At 63.2% G+C, this 14,446-nt stretch carries 18 protein-coding genes and 1 pseudogene; 11 read left to right on the forward strand and 8 right to left on the reverse strand.

The genetic code is table 11. From position 1 onward, the window contains the following. The 8 genes from RS027_RS12745 to RS027_RS12780 form a co-directional block, all read left to right on the forward strand. A partial coding sequence (locus RS027_RS12745) for a transposase (RefSeq protein WP_311957535.1) occupies positions 1-228 on the forward strand: 228 nt, incomplete at its 5' end. Positions 229-302: 74 nt separating this feature from the next. Further along, positions 303-716, forward strand: a complete 414-nt coding sequence (locus RS027_RS12750) for a MarR family transcriptional regulator (RefSeq protein WP_311957536.1) — start codon at positions 303-305, stop codon at positions 714-716. Between the two features lie 141 nt (positions 717-857). Next, positions 858-2,012 (forward strand): cytochrome P450, encoded by a 1,155-nt coding sequence (locus RS027_RS12755; RefSeq protein WP_311957538.1) that lies wholly within the window; start codon positions 858-860, stop codon positions 2,010-2,012. Between the two features lie 146 nt (positions 2,013-2,158). Next, positions 2,159-2,611 carry a c-type cytochrome gene (locus RS027_RS12760; RefSeq protein WP_311957540.1) on the forward strand — a complete coding sequence of 151 codons (453 nt, stop codon included), beginning with the start codon at positions 2,159-2,161 and terminating at the stop codon, positions 2,609-2,611. Between the two features lie 18 nt (positions 2,612-2,629). Further along, the gene (locus RS027_RS12765; RefSeq protein WP_311957542.1) at positions 2,630-3,985 is read left to right on the forward strand and encodes a cbb3-type cytochrome c oxidase subunit I; all 1,356 of its coding nucleotides are present in this window, start codon (positions 2,630-2,632) and stop codon (positions 3,983-3,985) included. A gap of 88 nt (positions 3,986-4,073) precedes the next feature. Continuing rightward, positions 4,074-4,886: a CbbQ/NirQ/NorQ/GpvN family protein gene (locus RS027_RS12770; RefSeq protein ID WP_311957544.1), complete on the forward strand. Its 813-nt coding sequence runs from the start codon at positions 4,074-4,076 to the stop codon at positions 4,884-4,886. Positions 4,887-4,921: 35 nt separating this feature from the next. Continuing rightward, on the forward strand, positions 4,922-6,865 hold the full coding sequence (locus tag RS027_RS12775) for a nitric oxide reductase activation protein NorD (protein WP_311957546.1): 1,944 nt from the start codon (positions 4,922-4,924) through the stop codon (positions 6,863-6,865). Between the two features lie 16 nt (positions 6,866-6,881). Continuing rightward, positions 6,882-7,097 (forward strand): hypothetical protein, encoded by a 216-nt coding sequence (locus RS027_RS12780; protein ID WP_311957547.1) that lies wholly within the window; start codon positions 6,882-6,884, stop codon positions 7,095-7,097. Positions 7,098-7,227: 130 nt separating this feature from the next. Here RS027_RS12780 and RS027_RS12785 read toward each other — a convergent pair whose 3' ends face one another. The 4 genes from RS027_RS12785 to RS027_RS12800 all read right to left on the reverse strand — a co-directional run bounded on the left by RS027_RS12785 (position 7,228) and on the right by RS027_RS12800 (position 8,946). Further along, positions 7,228-7,521, reverse strand: a complete 294-nt coding sequence (locus RS027_RS12785) for a cytochrome C oxidase subunit IV family protein (RefSeq protein WP_311957549.1) — start codon at positions 7,519-7,521, stop codon at positions 7,228-7,230. A gap of 28 nt (positions 7,522-7,549) precedes the next feature. Continuing rightward, entirely contained in the window at positions 7,550-8,140 is a 591-nt protein-coding gene (locus tag RS027_RS12790) for a cytochrome c oxidase subunit 3 (protein WP_311883237.1), read from the reverse strand. Beyond that, on the reverse strand, positions 8,137-8,598 hold the full coding sequence (locus RS027_RS12795) for a DUF4870 family protein (protein ID WP_311957551.1): 462 nt from the start codon (positions 8,596-8,598) through the stop codon (positions 8,137-8,139). Before RS027_RS12795 ends, RS027_RS12790 begins: the two co-directional genes overlap by 4 nt. A gap of 207 nt (positions 8,599-8,805) precedes the next feature. Continuing rightward, positions 8,806-8,946, reverse strand: coding sequence for a hypothetical protein (locus RS027_RS12800; RefSeq protein WP_311957553.1), 141 nt, complete (start codon positions 8,944-8,946; stop codon positions 8,806-8,808). 302 nt (positions 8,947-9,248) lie between these two features. On the opposite strand from RS027_RS12800, the gene RS027_RS12805 reads away from it, so the two are divergent. Next, positions 9,249-10,274: a zinc-binding alcohol dehydrogenase family protein gene (locus tag RS027_RS12805; protein WP_311957555.1), complete on the forward strand. Its 1,026-nt coding sequence runs from the start codon at positions 9,249-9,251 to the stop codon at positions 10,272-10,274. A gap of 107 nt (positions 10,275-10,381) precedes the next feature. Here the strand turns inward: RS027_RS12805 and RS027_RS12810 are convergent, their stop codons facing one another. Continuing rightward, positions 10,382-10,669, reverse strand: coding sequence for a hypothetical protein (locus RS027_RS12810; RefSeq protein WP_311957558.1), 288 nt, complete (start codon positions 10,667-10,669; stop codon positions 10,382-10,384). Between the two features lie 200 nt (positions 10,670-10,869). On the opposite strand from RS027_RS12810, the gene arsC reads away from it, so the two are divergent. Beyond that, positions 10,870-11,622, forward strand: coding sequence for an arsenate reductase (glutaredoxin) (arsC, locus tag RS027_RS13545; RefSeq protein WP_446497139.1), 753 nt, complete (start codon positions 10,870-10,872; stop codon positions 11,620-11,622). Between the two features lie 52 nt (positions 11,623-11,674). After that, positions 11,675-12,985: an arsenic transporter gene (locus RS027_RS12825; RefSeq protein WP_311957560.1), complete on the forward strand. Its 1,311-nt coding sequence runs from the start codon at positions 11,675-11,677 to the stop codon at positions 12,983-12,985. 10 nt (positions 12,986-12,995) lie between these two features. Here RS027_RS12825 and RS027_RS12830 read toward each other — a convergent pair whose 3' ends face one another. The 3 genes and pseudogenes from RS027_RS12830 to RS027_RS12840 all read right to left on the reverse strand — a co-directional run. Next, positions 12,996-13,208: a DUF3565 domain-containing protein gene (locus tag RS027_RS12830; protein ID WP_311957562.1), complete on the reverse strand. Its 213-nt coding sequence runs from the start codon at positions 13,206-13,208 to the stop codon at positions 12,996-12,998. Further along, entirely contained in the window at positions 13,209-14,237 is a 1,029-nt protein-coding gene (mgrA, locus tag RS027_RS12835) for an L-glyceraldehyde 3-phosphate reductase (protein WP_311957563.1), read from the reverse strand. A gap of 105 nt (positions 14,238-14,342) precedes the next feature. Continuing rightward, positions 14,343-14,446 (reverse strand): annotated as a pseudogene (locus RS027_RS12840) (IS5/IS1182 family transposase); the annotation flags it as partial.

Genomic DNA, 14,446 nt, shown 5'->3' on the forward strand with positions numbered 1-14,446 from the left:
CTGCGGGACATGATTCAGGCCGCAGGTGCCGAGCCGGTGATTCCTCCGAAAAAGAATCGTTTGGCGCGCATTGAAGTAGACTGGCACTGTTACCAAGATCGCAATCTGGTGGAGAGGTTCTTTAAGAAAATCAAGAAGTTCCGGCGGTTATCTACACGCTATGAGCGACTGGCAAGAAACTACCAGTCACTCCTCTGCCTCGTGTCAGCCGCCATATGGCTGGCCTAATTGTTAACGCCCCCTAGGCCGAGCCCGCTCGTTTGTCAAGGCGGCGAGCCGGGGCGGCAACCGCGGACAGCGCCATGAGTGATGTATCTCTTTCCCCGCAGGATTTTCAGCAGCTGTCGGCGTTTCGCTATCAGCTGCGCTGTTTTTTGCGCCACAGCGAGGATGTCTGCCGTGAGCACGGCGTGACCCCGCTGCAGTACCAGCTGCTTTTGCACCTGCTGGCCGCCGAAGGCCGCCAGTGGGCTACCGTCGGCGAGCTTGCCGAGCGGCTCCAGGCCAAGCATCACGGCACGGTGATGCTGGTGGATCGCTGCGAGCAGTCCGGCCTGGTCAGGCGCGCTCAAGGCCGTGAGGACCGCCGCCGCAGCGAAGTTCACCTGCTGCCCCGCGGCGCTGACCTGGCCCACGCGATCGCCGCGCAGCACCAGCCGGAGCTGCGCCAGTTCAGGGACACGTTTTGCCTGTCCGACCCTCCCGGAGGCGATTGACCGGACCCCAGGCCGCTTTGACCTGAGTCAAACGGGCAGCGGCCGGCGCGTGGTTCCCTGAGCCTTGCCTGTTTCTCAACAACGTTGTTTTTCATCAACGTCTCTCACCCCATGTCTCTCACTCACTGCTCAGGAGGCAATATGAATACCCCCCGTCAGAACGACTGGGACCCGCACTCCGACGCGGTCCAAGCCGACCAGATACAAGCCTACGACGAGATGCGCAGCCGTTGCCCGGTGGCCTTCAGCGACTATCTGCAGTGGTCGCTGCTGCGCCACGCCGACGTCATGCGCGTGCTGGAAGACCACGCCACCTTCAGCAACGCCGCCAGCCGGCATCTGTCCGTACCCAACGCTATGGATCCGCCGGAGCACACCGGGTTTCGCCGGATCATCGAGCCCTATTTCAACAAGGCAGCCATGGAGGAGTTCTCGCCCCGCTGTCGAGCCATCGCCGAAGGCGTGGTTGATCGCCTGCCGGCTGACGGCGAAGTCGAGGCCATGTCGGCCATGGGCCAGGATTTCGCGCTGGAAATCCAGTGCGCTTTCATGGGCTGGCCCTCGAGCCTGCACGAACCGCTGCGCGACTGGGTCAAGCGCCAGCAGGCAGCGACCCTTGCCGGCGACCGCGACGCGTTGGGCAAGCTGGCGCTGGAGTTCGACGGCGTGATCCGCGAACGCCTGGAAGTGCGCCGCGCCATGGATACGCCGCCGGACGACGTCACTACCCGGCTGATGAACGAAACCGTCGACGACCGCCCGCTCACCGATGAAGAGCTGGTCAGCCTGATGCGCAACTGGACGGTCGGGGAGCTTGGCACCATTTCGGCAAGTATCGGCATCCTGATGCGCTTTCTCGCCGCCAGCCAGGACTGGCAGCAGCGCCTGCGCGACGAGCCGGCGATCGTCTCTGAGCTGATCGATGAAATCCTGCGCCTGGACGCGCCGCTGATGTCCAACCGGCGTGTGGCCACCTGCCCGGTGGAAGTCGGCGGCCGCAAGATCGATCAGGGCGAGAGGCTGACGATTCTGTGGGGCTCGGCCAACCGCGATGCCGATGTCTTCCCCGAGCCCGGCCAGGTGCGGCTGGACCGCGACCCCAAGCGCAATTTGCTGTATGGTGCGGGCGTTCACGTCTGCCCCGGCGCACGGCTTGCGCGCATGGAGCTTGTGTATTTCATCCAGGCGCTGATGGGCGCGACCCGGGAAATCCGCCTGGTAGACGATGATCCGGCAGTGCGCGCGCGCTATCCTGCCGGCGGCTACGATCGCGTGCCGCTTTACGTCCGCCGCTGATGCGGCGATTTATCGCGCCTTTTTGATCTTTATCAACGTTTTCCGAAAGGCATATGCTTTATAATAAAGATGCATTCAAGGTGCATCTTAAGAACCGAAGGCCGGCGGCTACTGCTACCGCCAGGCGAGCAAAGGGGGGATGATTCATGGCCGAAGGACTCACCAGGTCGGCGGCCCGCAATATTTTCTATGGCGGGTCGCTGTTCTTCTTTCTGCTGTTTGCGGCGCTGACCGCGCACAGCCACTGGTACATGGTGAATACCTCCACCGACAGCGCCGGGCTGACCGATTCGGTCAAGCACGGCAAAGAGGTGTGGGAAAAGAACATGTGCATCAACTGCCACAGCATTCTGGGCGAGGGCGCCTACTTTGCCCCGGAGCTTTCCAACGTGTGGGAGCGCTACGGCGGACATGAAAGCGCCGAGGCCGCGCGTGCCGGGATCGAAGCCTGGATTCGCGCGCAGCCGCTGGAAATACCCGGGCGCCGTCAGATGCCGGCCTATGACTTTAGCGACGAGGAAATGCAGTCGCTGATTGATTTCCTCAAATGGACCGACGGCATCAATGCGCAAGACTGGCCGCCGAACTCTGCCGGCTGATCCAAGGAGAACCCATCAATGAAATACGAAACGCAAAAGGTAGCGCTACCGTTCTTCATGGTCGCCATGGCGCTATTTGCCCTGCAGATCATCTTCGGGCTGCTGTCCGCGACGGTCTATGCCTGGCCGGACTTCATGACCGGCATTATGCCCTTCAACATCATGCGGGTAAGCCACACCAACCTGCTGATCGTGTGGCTTCTGATCGGCTTTATGGGCTGCACCTACTACCTCATGCCCGAAGAAGCCGAGCATGAAATCGCCAGCCCGACCGTTGCCTACCTGCAGCTGGCTATTTTCGCCTTTGCCGGCGCGGCCGCGCTGATCGGCTACCAGTTTGGCATCCACGAAGGGCGCGAGTTCCTCGAGCAGCCGTTCTGGGTCAAGGTGCTGATCACCATTTCGTTTTTGCTGTTCTTGTTCAACACCAGCGCGACTCTGGCCAAGGGCCGCAAGACCGCCATCAACATGGTGCTGATGCTGGGGCTGTGGCTGGCGGCGATCTTCTGGCTTTTCGCCTTCTATAACCCCTCCAACCTCGCCGTGGACAAGCTCTACTGGTGGTGGGTCGTCCACCTCTGGGTGGAAGGCGTGTGGGAGCTGATCATGGCTTCCCTGCTGGGCTACCTGGTGATCAAGATGACCGGCGTGGACCGCGAGGTAATCGAAAAGTGGCTCTACGTGATCGTCGGCCTGGCGCTGTTCTCCGGCCTTTTGGGCACCGGGCACCACTACTACTGGATCGGCGCGCCGAGCTACTGGCAGCCCATCGGCAGCATCTTCTCCACCCTTGAGATCGCACCGTTCTTCACCATGGTGCTGTTCGCCTTTACCATGTTCTGGAAAGGCCGCCGCAACCACCCCAACAAGGCCGCCATGCTGTGGACGCTGGGCTGCCCGACCGTGGCCTTCTTCGGCGCCGGCGTCTGGGGCTTCATGCACACGCTGCACTGGGTCAACTACTACAGCCACGGTACCCAGGTCACCGCGGCTCACGGCCACCTGGCGTTCTACGGCGCTTACGTGATGATCATCCTTGGCGTGATGACTTTCGCCATGCCGTCGCTGCGTCGCAGCCAGCCGTATAACCAGGTGATGAACATGTGGGGCTTCTGGATCATGACCGGCGCCATGTGCTTCATGACCTTTACGCTGACCTTTGCCGGCGTGGTGCAGACCCACCTGCAGCGCGTGCTGGGTATGAACTACATGGAAGTTCAGGACCAGCTCGGCCTGTTCTACGCCATGCGTCTGGGCGCAGGCGTGGCCGTGGCGATCGGTGCCGGGCTCTTGATCTACGCCTTCTTCGGCCCCCGGCGCCTCCAGGTGCCGGATAGCGGAACGCAAATGACCGCAGGCCCCGAAAGCGCCTGAAGCCAATAAATAAAGGGCCCCGTTCGCGGGGCCTTTTGGGCTACGCCTTCAGACTCGTCCAAGTTTTTCCTGTTGCCGGGAGTGTTTCATGTCTTTATCTACCGCTTTTGCCCCCGAGGCTGATGCCGCGGTGCCGTACTACCAGAACGTGGGCAACGAAACCGAGATGTTCGAGCAGGCCTTTGCCCAGCGCCTGCCGCTGTTGCTCAAGGGCCCCACGGGCTGCGGCAAGACCCGCTTTATCAGCCACATGGCGGCGAAGCTTGGCAAGCCGCTGCACACGGTGTCCTGCCACGACGACTTGACCGCCGCTGACCTGACCGGCCGCTACCTGCTCCAGGGCGGCGAAACCCGCTGGGTGGACGGCCCGCTGACCCGCGCCGTGCGCGAAGGCGGCATCTGCTACCTCGACGAAGTCGTCGAGGCGCGCAAGGACGTGACCGTGGTGCTTCACCCGCTCACCGACGACCGCCGAGTGCTGCCGCTGGAGCGCACCGGCGAGCTGCTCGAAGCGCCGGACGACTTCATGCTGGTGGTGTCGTACAACCCGGGCTACCAGCACATTCTCAAATCGCTCAAGCCCAGCACCCGCCAGCGCTTTGTCGCCATGTCGTTTGACTTTCCGCCGCCTTCGGTCGAGCGCGACATCGTTGCCCGGGAAAGCGGCCTGTCCGCGGAGCGCTGCGCGGCGCTGGTCAACCTCGCCGCCAGCCTGCGGGGGATGAAGGGCCAGGACCTGGAAGAGGGCATTTCCACCCGTCTGCTGGTCTACTGCGCCACCCTGATTCGCGCCGGTATGCCCATCGTCGACGCCGCCCGGGCAACCTTGGTCGAGCCGCTTTCCGACGACGCCGACGTCCAGGAGGGGCTGATGGAGGCCGTTCGCGCCACCTTCGGCTGATCTTTTGCTCAGGAACCTGCGACCAGGAGGCCGCCATGCTGGATTTTCTTGAAGTTGAGGAGTTTGTCGGTCGTCACTGGCACCGCTGGGCGTCTCGGGCGGAGAGCTATCCGGATCACCCCGACGCCGCGGTGCTGCTGGACGACATGCAGCACCTGCTCGGCGTGTTTTTCCGCGCCGCCGGCGGCGATGCCGGGGTGGAGGTCGCCGCGATCAAGCGTCGCGCCTCCCGCCATCGGCTGAGCCTGCGCCAGCGGCTGGGGCTGGACGAAGAAGCCCTGGACCAGGCCCGGCGGGACGAAGAGCACCTGCTGCTGCCGCCCCGGCTGGCGCTGTTTCCCGACGCCGAGCTGAATCGCGATCTGTACCTGTGGCTCACGGCCTACCTGGCCGAAGTGCGCCCGGTGGCGCTGCCCGACGACCCGCTGCAGGCGGACCTGCGCCGGCTGCAGGAGGCTCGGCGCACTTGGCAGGCGGCGCTTACGCGCTTTCCCGGGCTGCAGCATCGCTACATGGCGCTGTGCGCGGGGCTGCTGGCGATCCGCCCGCGGCGCCGGCGGCTGCCGCCGGTGGAAGCGGCGCTGGAAACCGCGCTGTGCGCCGAGCTCGGCGCGCCGGATCCGGAAAGCGGGCAGGCGCTCGACTTCCAGCGCGCGATTCGCGACCCGGACATGCCGCTGGACACGTTCCGCGCGCCTCAGGGCTACCGCCCGCCGCTGCCGGTGCCGCTCTGGGGGCAGGCCATGCACATGGGCACCCGGGACGCCGAGGAGGACGCCGTGGAAGACGACGACGGCGCCGAGCTCAAGACCCGCCATGAGGACGAGGACGATCAGGGCAAGCGCCAGGCCGACCGTCGCGAACAGGACCAGGCCGACCGCGACGACCCCTTCATGCTCAACGCCTCGGAAAAAATGCTCTCCTGGGCCGAGATGGTCAACCTCAACCGCGACGTGGACGACGAAGACGAGGATGCCCGCCAGGCCGCCGACCAGATGGAAGAGATCGTGCTCTCGCCCAACCGCAAGAAGGCGGCGTCCAAGCTCAAGCTCGACCTTGACCTCGCGCCGGACGAGGCCACCGGCGGCCGGCTGAAAGGCCGCCACGTCTACCCGGAGTGGAACCATCGCAAGCAGGCCTACCTTCCCGACCACTGCGTGGTCTATAGCGAAGAGCAGAGCGAAGAGGGCGAGGACTGGACGCCGGACGAGCTTACCCGCCGGCGCATCCGCCGGGTGCGCCGGGAGTTCGAGGCGCTAAGGCCCCGGCGCGAGCTGCTGCGCGGTCAGCTGGACGGCAGCGACCTGGACATGGACGCGGTGATCCGCGCGCGCTGCGACCTGGCCGCCACCGGGGAATCCAGCGACCGGCTCTACGTGGATAGCCGCACCCAGGCCCGGGATCTGGCGGTGTCGATTCTGGTGGACGTCTCGCTCTCTACCGAGGCCTGGCTTGACGACCGCCGGGTGCTGGACGTGGCCAAGGAGGCGCTTTTGGTGCTGGGCCATGGCCTGGACGGCTGCGGCGACGACTACTCCATCCACAGCTTTACCTCCCAGCGGCGCCACAAGGTCTTCGTCAATACGCTCAAGGACTTTGACGAGCCCATGGGCGACAGGGTGACCCGGCGCATCTCGGCGCTGAAGCCCGGCAGCTATACGCGCATGGGGCCGGCCATCCGCCATCTCACCGGGGGGCTGGCCAAGCGGCCCAACCGCCATCGGCTGCTGTTGATGCTCACCGACGGCAAGCCCAACGACAACGACTACTACGAAGGCCGCTACGGCATCGAAGACACCCGCAAGGCGGTGCTCGAGGCCCGGCGTGAAGAGGTGCGCGTGTTTGGCGTGACCATCGATCGTCAGGCCGGCCAGTATATACCGCGCCTGTTCGGTCGCGGCGGCTATGCCATTGTCGAGCGGCCGGAGCATTTAGCGTTGGCGCTGCCGGGGATTTATCGCCAGATCATTGCCACCTGAGGGGGAGGAAAGCACTTTGCGTCCATCATGGATTCAATCGTTCAGTCGTTCGCGCCTGTGCCTGGCACTGGCGGGGTGGCTGGCCTGCGCGGTGGCGGTGATGCTGCCGCTGGTGTGGCTGATCAACAACCGCGACTGGGGCATTGCGCTGATGCTGATCATGCCTGTGGTGGTGTACGGCCTGATGCGGCTAGCCCGGCGGCTGGAGCACTGGGCCAGAGTGCCGGCTTAGACGAGGCGCCTCGCGCCCTGCGTCATTGCGAGGCGCTTGCGCCGTGGCAATCTCCCTACCGTGCTGAGTGCAAGACACCCCGAGTTCACTTCGCAAGCTCGTGATGACACAGTGACTATATTACCAACACCTACACCATCAGCCGGGCGTAGAGATAGCCCGCGCTGATCAGCACAAGCGTTAGCGTAATGATGCCAATAAAGGCGCCTTTCCAGGCGCCGGTGGACTGGCGCAGGTTCAGGTAGACCAGCAGTATCTGCTGGGCCTTGAAGCCGGTGACCAGCACCACCAGCGCCGCCGACCACAGCGGCAGCGCCTGCCAGCCGTCCTGGTCCAGCCGGGCCGAGACCATGGAGACCACCGTCAGCGCTATCAGTACGCCCCAGGTGATCAGCAGGTGGCGTTTGCCGGGCAGCGTTGCCATGACACTCTCCTTTGAAAAAGGCTGTCGCTCAGCGCAGCAAATACAGCAGCGGATAGAGCAAAATCCAGATCAGGTCGACCATGTGCCAGAAGGCGGCCGCGGTTTCGACGTTTTCCAGGCTGGTTTTCCAGCTGACCAGGCCCAGCAGCACCAGCCCGAACAGCACGTGGGCAAAGTGGAAGGCGGTGAGTCCGAAATAAAAGCCGAAAAACGTATTGGTCTCCGGGGTAATGCCGACGGCAAACTTGCTCGTATATTCGAACACCTTGATAGCGCCGAAGAGCACCCCGAGCCCTGCCGCGCAGGCAAGCCACTGGCGGGTACGGCGTATCTTCCCTGCATCAACGGCTTCCACGGCAAAGGCGACAAAGAGCCCGCTGGTCAGCAGCACCATGGTGTTGAGCCCGCCCATGAGCGGATCCAGCTGCTGCTGGGAGGAATCAAACAGCGACAGCTGGGCGGCGCGCTCGGTGATGTAGAGCACGAAAAACGCCATGAAGACTACCAGCTCGCTCAGGATCAGCACCCACATCAGGGGGTTGCCGGGCAGGGCGGAAAGCGGCCCCCAGCCGGGGTTGGGCAGCGGGCGGCCGGGTTGGGGCTGGTCGTACTGACTCATGAGTCAGCCAGGGTAATACCGGCGCCGCCAAAGGCCGGGCTTTTGGGGTGCGGGATGGGGCGGTTGGTCATCAGCCGCGAGACGCCGACGCCGCAGCGGCCCACCAGCCAGATCAGACAGACGGTAAAGAAGGCGTAGCCCATGGCCCAGGGCGTCAGCGGAGAAATGCCGATCACGCCCAGCAGCTCCCAGGCAAGGATAAAGGCGACGCCGCCCAGCACGCCCAGCCAGAAGGTGCGCAGCTGAAACTGCAGATGGCTTTGCACCCAGGGCGCGGCGTGGCGGTAGTGGCGGTGTGCCAACAGCGCGCCGATAGGCGCGGTGATCACCGTCATGATGCTGCCCAGCAGCAGCCAGTAGACAATCACTGCGATACCGCGGCCGGGCGCGTTTTTATCAAGCGTCGGATGGTCGGTATCCGGAGAAGCAGCGTAAGCGCTATCGGGGGCGTCAGCCATGGGTCACCTCGCGGGTCAGCGGCCGGCGCTGCCGGCCTAATGATGTATTCCATATACTACTATATAGGCGGCGCCATTCGGTAGTTTGGCCTGGATCCATATTGACGCACCCGGGCGGATAAAACTCGGGGACGGCACATAAAGAAAAGGCCGGCGTAAGCGCCGGCCTTGACGGTGAGATATGCCGCGTTAGCGTCGGCCACTCTGTTATTGCACTGCCCCTGGAATGGGCTGCATCGATTCAGCCTGCTGCATCGCATGCGGCGCGAGGTTCGCCTGCGCCTGGGAGAGGCCGACAAGGGTAAGGGCGGCGGCGAAAAACAGCGTAAGTAGGACAGTGCGTAGCATGATGGCTCCTGACGTCGACGTATCAAATAAAGACGTTGCATATTGCGGGAGTGGCTTTGCTTGTGCGGAGTGGGCGTTGGTGTAAAAACGACTCGCCTTGAGAAAAGCCATCGAGCATGTTTCACGCGTGATTGTACGAATAAAATGTTGTAAAAACAATGGCGTTGGCGGAAAAGCGCCGAAGTGGCGCCTGGGGATTAACTTCCCGGCGCGTCATGGGCACACTGGGACGTTGCAGCACTACCGGCCATAAACGGTAGCCCCAACGCACGTCAGTGCATTGATCAAAGGAGTCAGACGTAATGAAAGCGGTTGCGCTAACGCGACACCTGCCCGTGGACGACCCCCGGGCGCTGCTGGACGTCGATTTGCCCAAACCCGAGCCGCTGGGCCACGATCTGCTGGTCGCGGTCAAGGCCGTTTCGGTCAACCCCATCGACACCAAGCTGCGTGGCCCCAAGGGTAAAGGCGCCGAACAGGAAGAAAGCTCGCCCCGGGTGCTGGGCTTTGACGCCAGCGGCGTGGTCGAGGCCGTGGGCCCGGACGTGACGCTGTTCAAGCCCGGCGACGAGGTGTATTACGCCGGCGATATCACCCGCTCCGGCTCCAACGCCGAATACCAGCGCGTGGATGAGCGCATTGTCGGCCCCAAGCCAACCTCCCTGAGCTTTGCCGAGGCCGCCGCGCTGCCGCTGACGACGATTACGGCCTACGAGGCGTTTTTCGAGCGGCTGGGTATTGACCCGGACGGCGCCAATAAGGGCGAAAGCCTGATGATCGTCGGCGCGGCCGGCGGCGTGGGCTCCATCGGCATCCAGCTGGCGAAAGCCGCCGGGCTCGAAGTGATCGCCACCGCCTCCCGGGAAGAAACCACCCGCTGGGTGAAAGAGCTTGGCGCCGATCACGTGGTCAACCACCGCGAACCTATGGTTGAGCAGGTGCGCGCGCTGGACTTCGAGCACCTGGATCACGTCGCGATCTTCAACGACATGGGCCACTGGGACGCCGCCGTGGAGCTGATCCGCCCCCAGGGCGGCATTGTCAGCATCGACGATACCGAGCAGCCCATGCCCATGGCCGGGCTGAAGACCAAGGCGGCGAGCCTGCACTGGGAGTTCATGTTTGCCCGGCCGATGTTCAAGACGCCGGACATGGTCGAGCAGCACCGGCTGCTGAGCCGCGTGTCCCGGGAAGTCGACGCCGGCCGTATTCGCACGACGCTCGAGACCGTGCTGAGCCCGATCAACGCCGAGAATGTGCTCAAGGCCCACGCGCTGATTGAAACCGGCACGGCCAGAGGCAAGGTGGTCGTCGAAATATTTGCCTGACGGAGTTGCCCAAACAGAAATCCCCGCCCTGCAGAGCTTGCAGGGCGGGGATTTTTTTATGCCGGCCGGCTAACGACGCCGGCCGTTAGGTTAGCGCGTGTAGCGTCTTACCAGTCTGAAGGCTGCTCGGGGCTGGCAAGGTTGTGGTCGGTCACGGGCAGCTCGGTCTTATGCTGGGTATTTTGCATCAGGGCAAAGGTGGTTTCGGTCATTGCCGCGCTGTGACCCAGGATGTTGGCGGCATCAACGCCGGCCTTGACGTGCTGGGTCGCCGTGGTAGTAGTGGCAACCGGTTCCTGGATATTCTGGTTGGCCTGCTGAATGACGACGCTGGCGCTGGCCGCAGCGGGTAGGGTAGCGGCAATAACGAGGGAAAAAAGCAGTGACTTCTTCATGGTGTAACTCCGTAACGATGGGGGCGCTTGGATGACCGCGCCGCCCGTGTGGTGGCCATATACTGCGCTTGCGTACGGGGTCGTGGCGAATGAAGTTTATTTATCAGGCTAATTAATAGTGACCCATAGCGATACGAAATACATGCTTTGTATAAAAACCAAAGCTTGCCTTGAAGTATTGTGTCTGTAATTCTAGACAGATGGATAAAACACACACCCTCGACGTTCTCGCCGCCCTCTCGCAGCCCACGCGGCTTGATGCATTTCGTCTGCTGATGCGCCATGAACCCGACGGGCTATCAGCAGGAGAGATAGCCCGGCAGCAGGGCGTGCCCCACAACACCATGTCGGCGCACTTGGCCACGCTGCAGCGCGCGGGGCTTGTCACCTCGCGGCGGCAGAGCCGATCGATCATCTACCGCGCGCGGCTCGAAAGCCTCAACGAGACGCTGACATTTTTGCTGCAGGACTGCTGCGCCGGCGCCCCCGAGCGCTGCGCCTTGCCTGCTGCACCACTTGACCTGCAGGGAGGTTCCCCCATGACCAGCGTTATTTACCACAACCCCGCTTGCGGCACTTCGCGCAATACGCTTTCGATGATGCGCCAGTCCGGCGAAGAGCCCCACGTCATCGAGTACCTGAAAACGCCGCCGTCGCGGCAGAAGTTGGTAGAGCTGATCGCGGCTATGCAGATCGCGCCGCGCGAGCTGCTGCGCGGCAAGGACGCCCCGCGTGTCGAGTTGAAGCTAGATGATCCTGCGCTCGACGATGACGCGCTGATCGACGTCATGCTGGAACATCCGCTGCTGATCAACCGCCCGATCGTGGTGACGCCCAAAGGCACACGCCTGTGTCGTCCCTCCGAGGCCGTGCTAACGCTTCTGGCCACGCCGGTGGCCAGCTTCACCAAGGAAAATGGCGAAACCGTGTGCCTTGATGACGCTAACCGCTAGCCACGTCGGCCGTTGATGGCCGGTAACGCAAGGCCAACAAAAGGAGTTCGCCATGCTCGCGCTGGCAATATTTGTAGCCACGCTCACGCTGGTCATCTGGCAGCCCAGGGGGCTCGGTATCGGGGTCAGCGCGCTGGGCGGCGCGGCGGTGGCGCTGGCCGTCGGCGTGGTCAGCTGGGCAGACGTCGGCGTGGTGTGGGGCATCGTCTGGGACGCCACCTTTACCTTTGTCGCGCTGATCATTATCTCGCTGATACTCGATGAAGCCGGCTTTTTCGCCTGGGCGGCGCTGCATATTGCCCGCTGGGGCAACGGACGCGGGCGGCTGCTGTTTCCGCTGATTGTGCTGCTGGGCGCGCTGATTGCTGCGGTATTCGCCAACGACGGCGCGGCGCTGTTGTTGACGCCCATTGTGGTGGCCATTTTACTGCGGCTGTCGTTCACCCCCGCCGCGGCGCTGGCGTTCATTATCGCCACGGGCTTTGTGGCGGACACCACCAGCCTGCCGTTGGTGATTTCCAATCTGGTCAACATTGTCAGCGCCAACTACTTCGACATCGGCTTTGACCGCTACGCTGAAGTCATGGTGCCGGTGAACCTGGTGTCGCTTGGCGCTACGCTTGCGGTGCTGGGCGTCTACTTTCGCCGGGATATCCCTAAGCGCTACGATGTTGATCGGCTGGAAGCACCGGCCAGCGCTATCCGCGATTACTACGTGTTTCGCGCGGCGTTTCCGCTGTTGGGCCTGTTGCTGGCGGCGCTGTTTATTACTGCCCGCTGGCCGCTGCCGTTCAGCGTCATTATGGGCGCAGCGGCGCTGGTATTGATGGCGATTGCCGGGCGTGTCTGGGCACCGACCCGGCCGCGGCCGGTAGCGCTGGGTAAGGTAGTTAAAAACGCGCCGTGGCAGATCGTGCTGTTTTCATTGGGGATGTATCTAGTGGTCTACGGACTGGGCAACGCCTGGCTAACGGCATCAGCGTCCGGGGTGCTGGAATGGCTGTCACGCCAGGGCGATATCATCGCCACGCTGGGCACGGGGAGCGCCGCCGCGCTGCTGGCCTCAATCATGAACAACATGCCGGCCACGCTGATCGGCGCGCTGGCGATCGATCAGGCGCAGGTGCCGGCGATGACCCAAGAGCTGATGGTCTACGCCAACGTTGTGGGTAATGACCTGGGCCCCAAGTTTACCCCCATCGGCAGCCTCGCCACGCTTTTGTGGCTGCACGTGCTGGCGGGCAAGGGGTATCGCATTAGCTGGGGGCAGTACATGAAAATCGGCGTGGTCATCACCACGCCGGTATTGCTGGCTACGCTTGCCGCGTTGGCGCTATGGCTGCCGGTTATTACCGACGTGTAATCTCTGAACATCAGGTGTCAAACCAGTCGCGGGGCTCGCCGCGATCACACTTTACACAGCCAAGTTTCAACCCCAGCCGCGAGCGCCGGCCGGCCTCGGTCATCACCCAGGGCCGCTCGGTCCACGGCGGCTGGTGGCGCACGTGCTGGTTGTGGCCGCAGGCGAGCTTGGCCACCCAGTGGTCCTCCTCGTCCTTGTGATAGCCGACAATCGGTTGTTGCATTTAAGCCTCCGACGACGGCGCCCAGATATTCACCCCGCCCTCTACGGCGTAGCGGTCAATTTCCGCAAGCTCGTCTTCCGTGAAATCCGGCGCCTCCAGCGCGCCCACGCAGTCAGTGACCTGCTCCGGGCGGCTGGCGCCGATCAGCGCCGAAGTTACCCGGCCGCTGCGCAGCACCCAGGCAATGGCCATTTGCGCAAGCGTCTGGCCTCGGCGCTCGGCAATGGCGTTGAGCGCGCGCACGTGTTCCAGGTTTTCCTCGGACAGGTGCCCGGCGCGGATGGTCTGGCTCCGGTCCGCCCGGCTGCCCTCGGGCACGCCCTTGAGGTACTTGTCGGTCAAAAGCCCCTGGGCCAGCGGCGAAAACACGATGGAGCCCATGCCCAGGTCATCCAAGGTGTCCAGCAGGCCGTCGTCCTCGATCCAGCGGTTGACCAGCGAGTAGCTCGGTTGGTGGATCAGACAGGGCGTGCCCAGCTTGCGCAGAATGGCTACCGCCTCCCGGGTGCGCTGAGTATTGTAGGAGGAGATCCCCGCGTACAGCGCCTTGCCCTGACGCACGGCGTGATCCAGCGCACCCATGGTTTCCTCAAGCGGCGTCTCCGGGTCAAAGCGGTGGGAGTAGAAGATATCCACGTGGTCCAGCCTCATCCGCTTCAGGCTGTTGTCCAAGCTTGAGAGCAGGTACTTGCGGCTGCCCCATTCGCCGTAGGGGCCAGGGTGCATGTAATAGCCCGCCTTGGTAGAAATCACCATTTCCTCGCGCAGGCCGGCAAAGTCGGTTTTGAGGATGCGGCCGAACTGCTCCTCGGCGCTGCCCGGCGGCGGGCCGTAGTTGTTGGCCAGGTCAAAGTGGGTAATGCCGTGGTCAAAGGCCGTGCGGCAGATGGCCCGGGCGTTGTCCGCGCGGGCGTTTTCGCCGAAGTTCTGCCACAGGCCCAGCGAAATCGCCGGCAGCTTCAAGCCGCTTCTTCCGCAGCGGCGGTAGGGCATGCGTTCGTAGCGGTGTTCATCGGGCATATAGCGCATTGCGACATCTCCTTGCCGTAAAAGGCCGTGAAGCCAAAGCACGGGACCATTATGCGTCGGGCGCAATAGAGAAAAAACAGTGCAGGATTAGGGCCTGTTGACGTTTCACATTGGTAGCCATAAAAAGCCGCATGCCAAGGCCACCATGCTTTCGTAATTTCGTTTGAGCTTATCGTAGCGCGTCGCAATGGCGCGATACGGTTTCAATC

This window comes from Halomonas garicola, assembly GCF_031935715.1.
Taxonomy (GTDB): domain Bacteria; phylum Pseudomonadota; class Gammaproteobacteria; order Pseudomonadales; family Halomonadaceae; genus Vreelandella; species Vreelandella garicola.

Bases quoted from the DNA above. Each gene is read 5' to 3' on its own strand.
- arsC (WP_446497139.1), top strand. From the start codon at position 10,870: ATGGATAAAACACACACCCTCGACGTTCTCGCCGCCCTCTCGCAGCCC.
- RS027_RS12770 (WP_311957544.1), top strand. From the start codon at position 4,074: ATGTCTTTATCTACCGCTTTTGCCCCCGAGGCTGATGCCGCGGTGCCG.
- RS027_RS12800 (WP_311957553.1), bottom strand. From the start codon at position 8,946: ATGCTACGCACTGTCCTACTTACGCTGTTTTTCGCCGCCGCCCTTACC.
- RS027_RS12765 (WP_311957542.1), top strand. From the start codon at position 2,630: ATGAAATACGAAACGCAAAAGGTAGCGCTACCGTTCTTCATGGTCGCC.
- RS027_RS12830 (WP_311957562.1), bottom strand. From the start codon at position 13,208: ATGCAACAACCGATTGTCGGCTATCACAAGGACGAGGAGGACCACTGG.
- RS027_RS12810 (WP_311957558.1), bottom strand. From the start codon at position 10,669: ATGAAGAAGTCACTGCTTTTTTCCCTCGTTATTGCCGCTACCCTACCC.
- RS027_RS12760 (WP_311957540.1), top strand. From the start codon at position 2,159: ATGGCCGAAGGACTCACCAGGTCGGCGGCCCGCAATATTTTCTATGGC.
- RS027_RS12825 (WP_311957560.1), top strand. From the start codon at position 11,675: ATGCTCGCGCTGGCAATATTTGTAGCCACGCTCACGCTGGTCATCTGG.
- RS027_RS12755 (WP_311957538.1), top strand. From the start codon at position 858: ATGAATACCCCCCGTCAGAACGACTGGGACCCGCACTCCGACGCGGTC.
- RS027_RS12775 (WP_311957546.1), top strand. From the start codon at position 4,922: ATGCTGGATTTTCTTGAAGTTGAGGAGTTTGTCGGTCGTCACTGGCAC.
- RS027_RS12790 (WP_311883237.1), bottom strand. From the start codon at position 8,140: ATGAGTCAGTACGACCAGCCCCAACCCGGCCGCCCGCTGCCCAACCCC.
- RS027_RS12785 (WP_311957549.1), bottom strand. From the start codon at position 7,521: ATGGCAACGCTGCCCGGCAAACGCCACCTGCTGATCACCTGGGGCGTA.
- RS027_RS12750 (WP_311957536.1), top strand. From the start codon at position 303: ATGAGTGATGTATCTCTTTCCCCGCAGGATTTTCAGCAGCTGTCGGCG.
- RS027_RS12795 (WP_311957551.1), bottom strand. From the start codon at position 8,598: ATGGCTGACGCCCCCGATAGCGCTTACGCTGCTTCTCCGGATACCGAC.
- mgrA (WP_311957563.1), bottom strand. From the start codon at position 14,237: ATGCGCTATATGCCCGATGAACACCGCTACGAACGCATGCCCTACCGC.
- RS027_RS12805 (WP_311957555.1), top strand. From the start codon at position 9,249: ATGAAAGCGGTTGCGCTAACGCGACACCTGCCCGTGGACGACCCCCGG.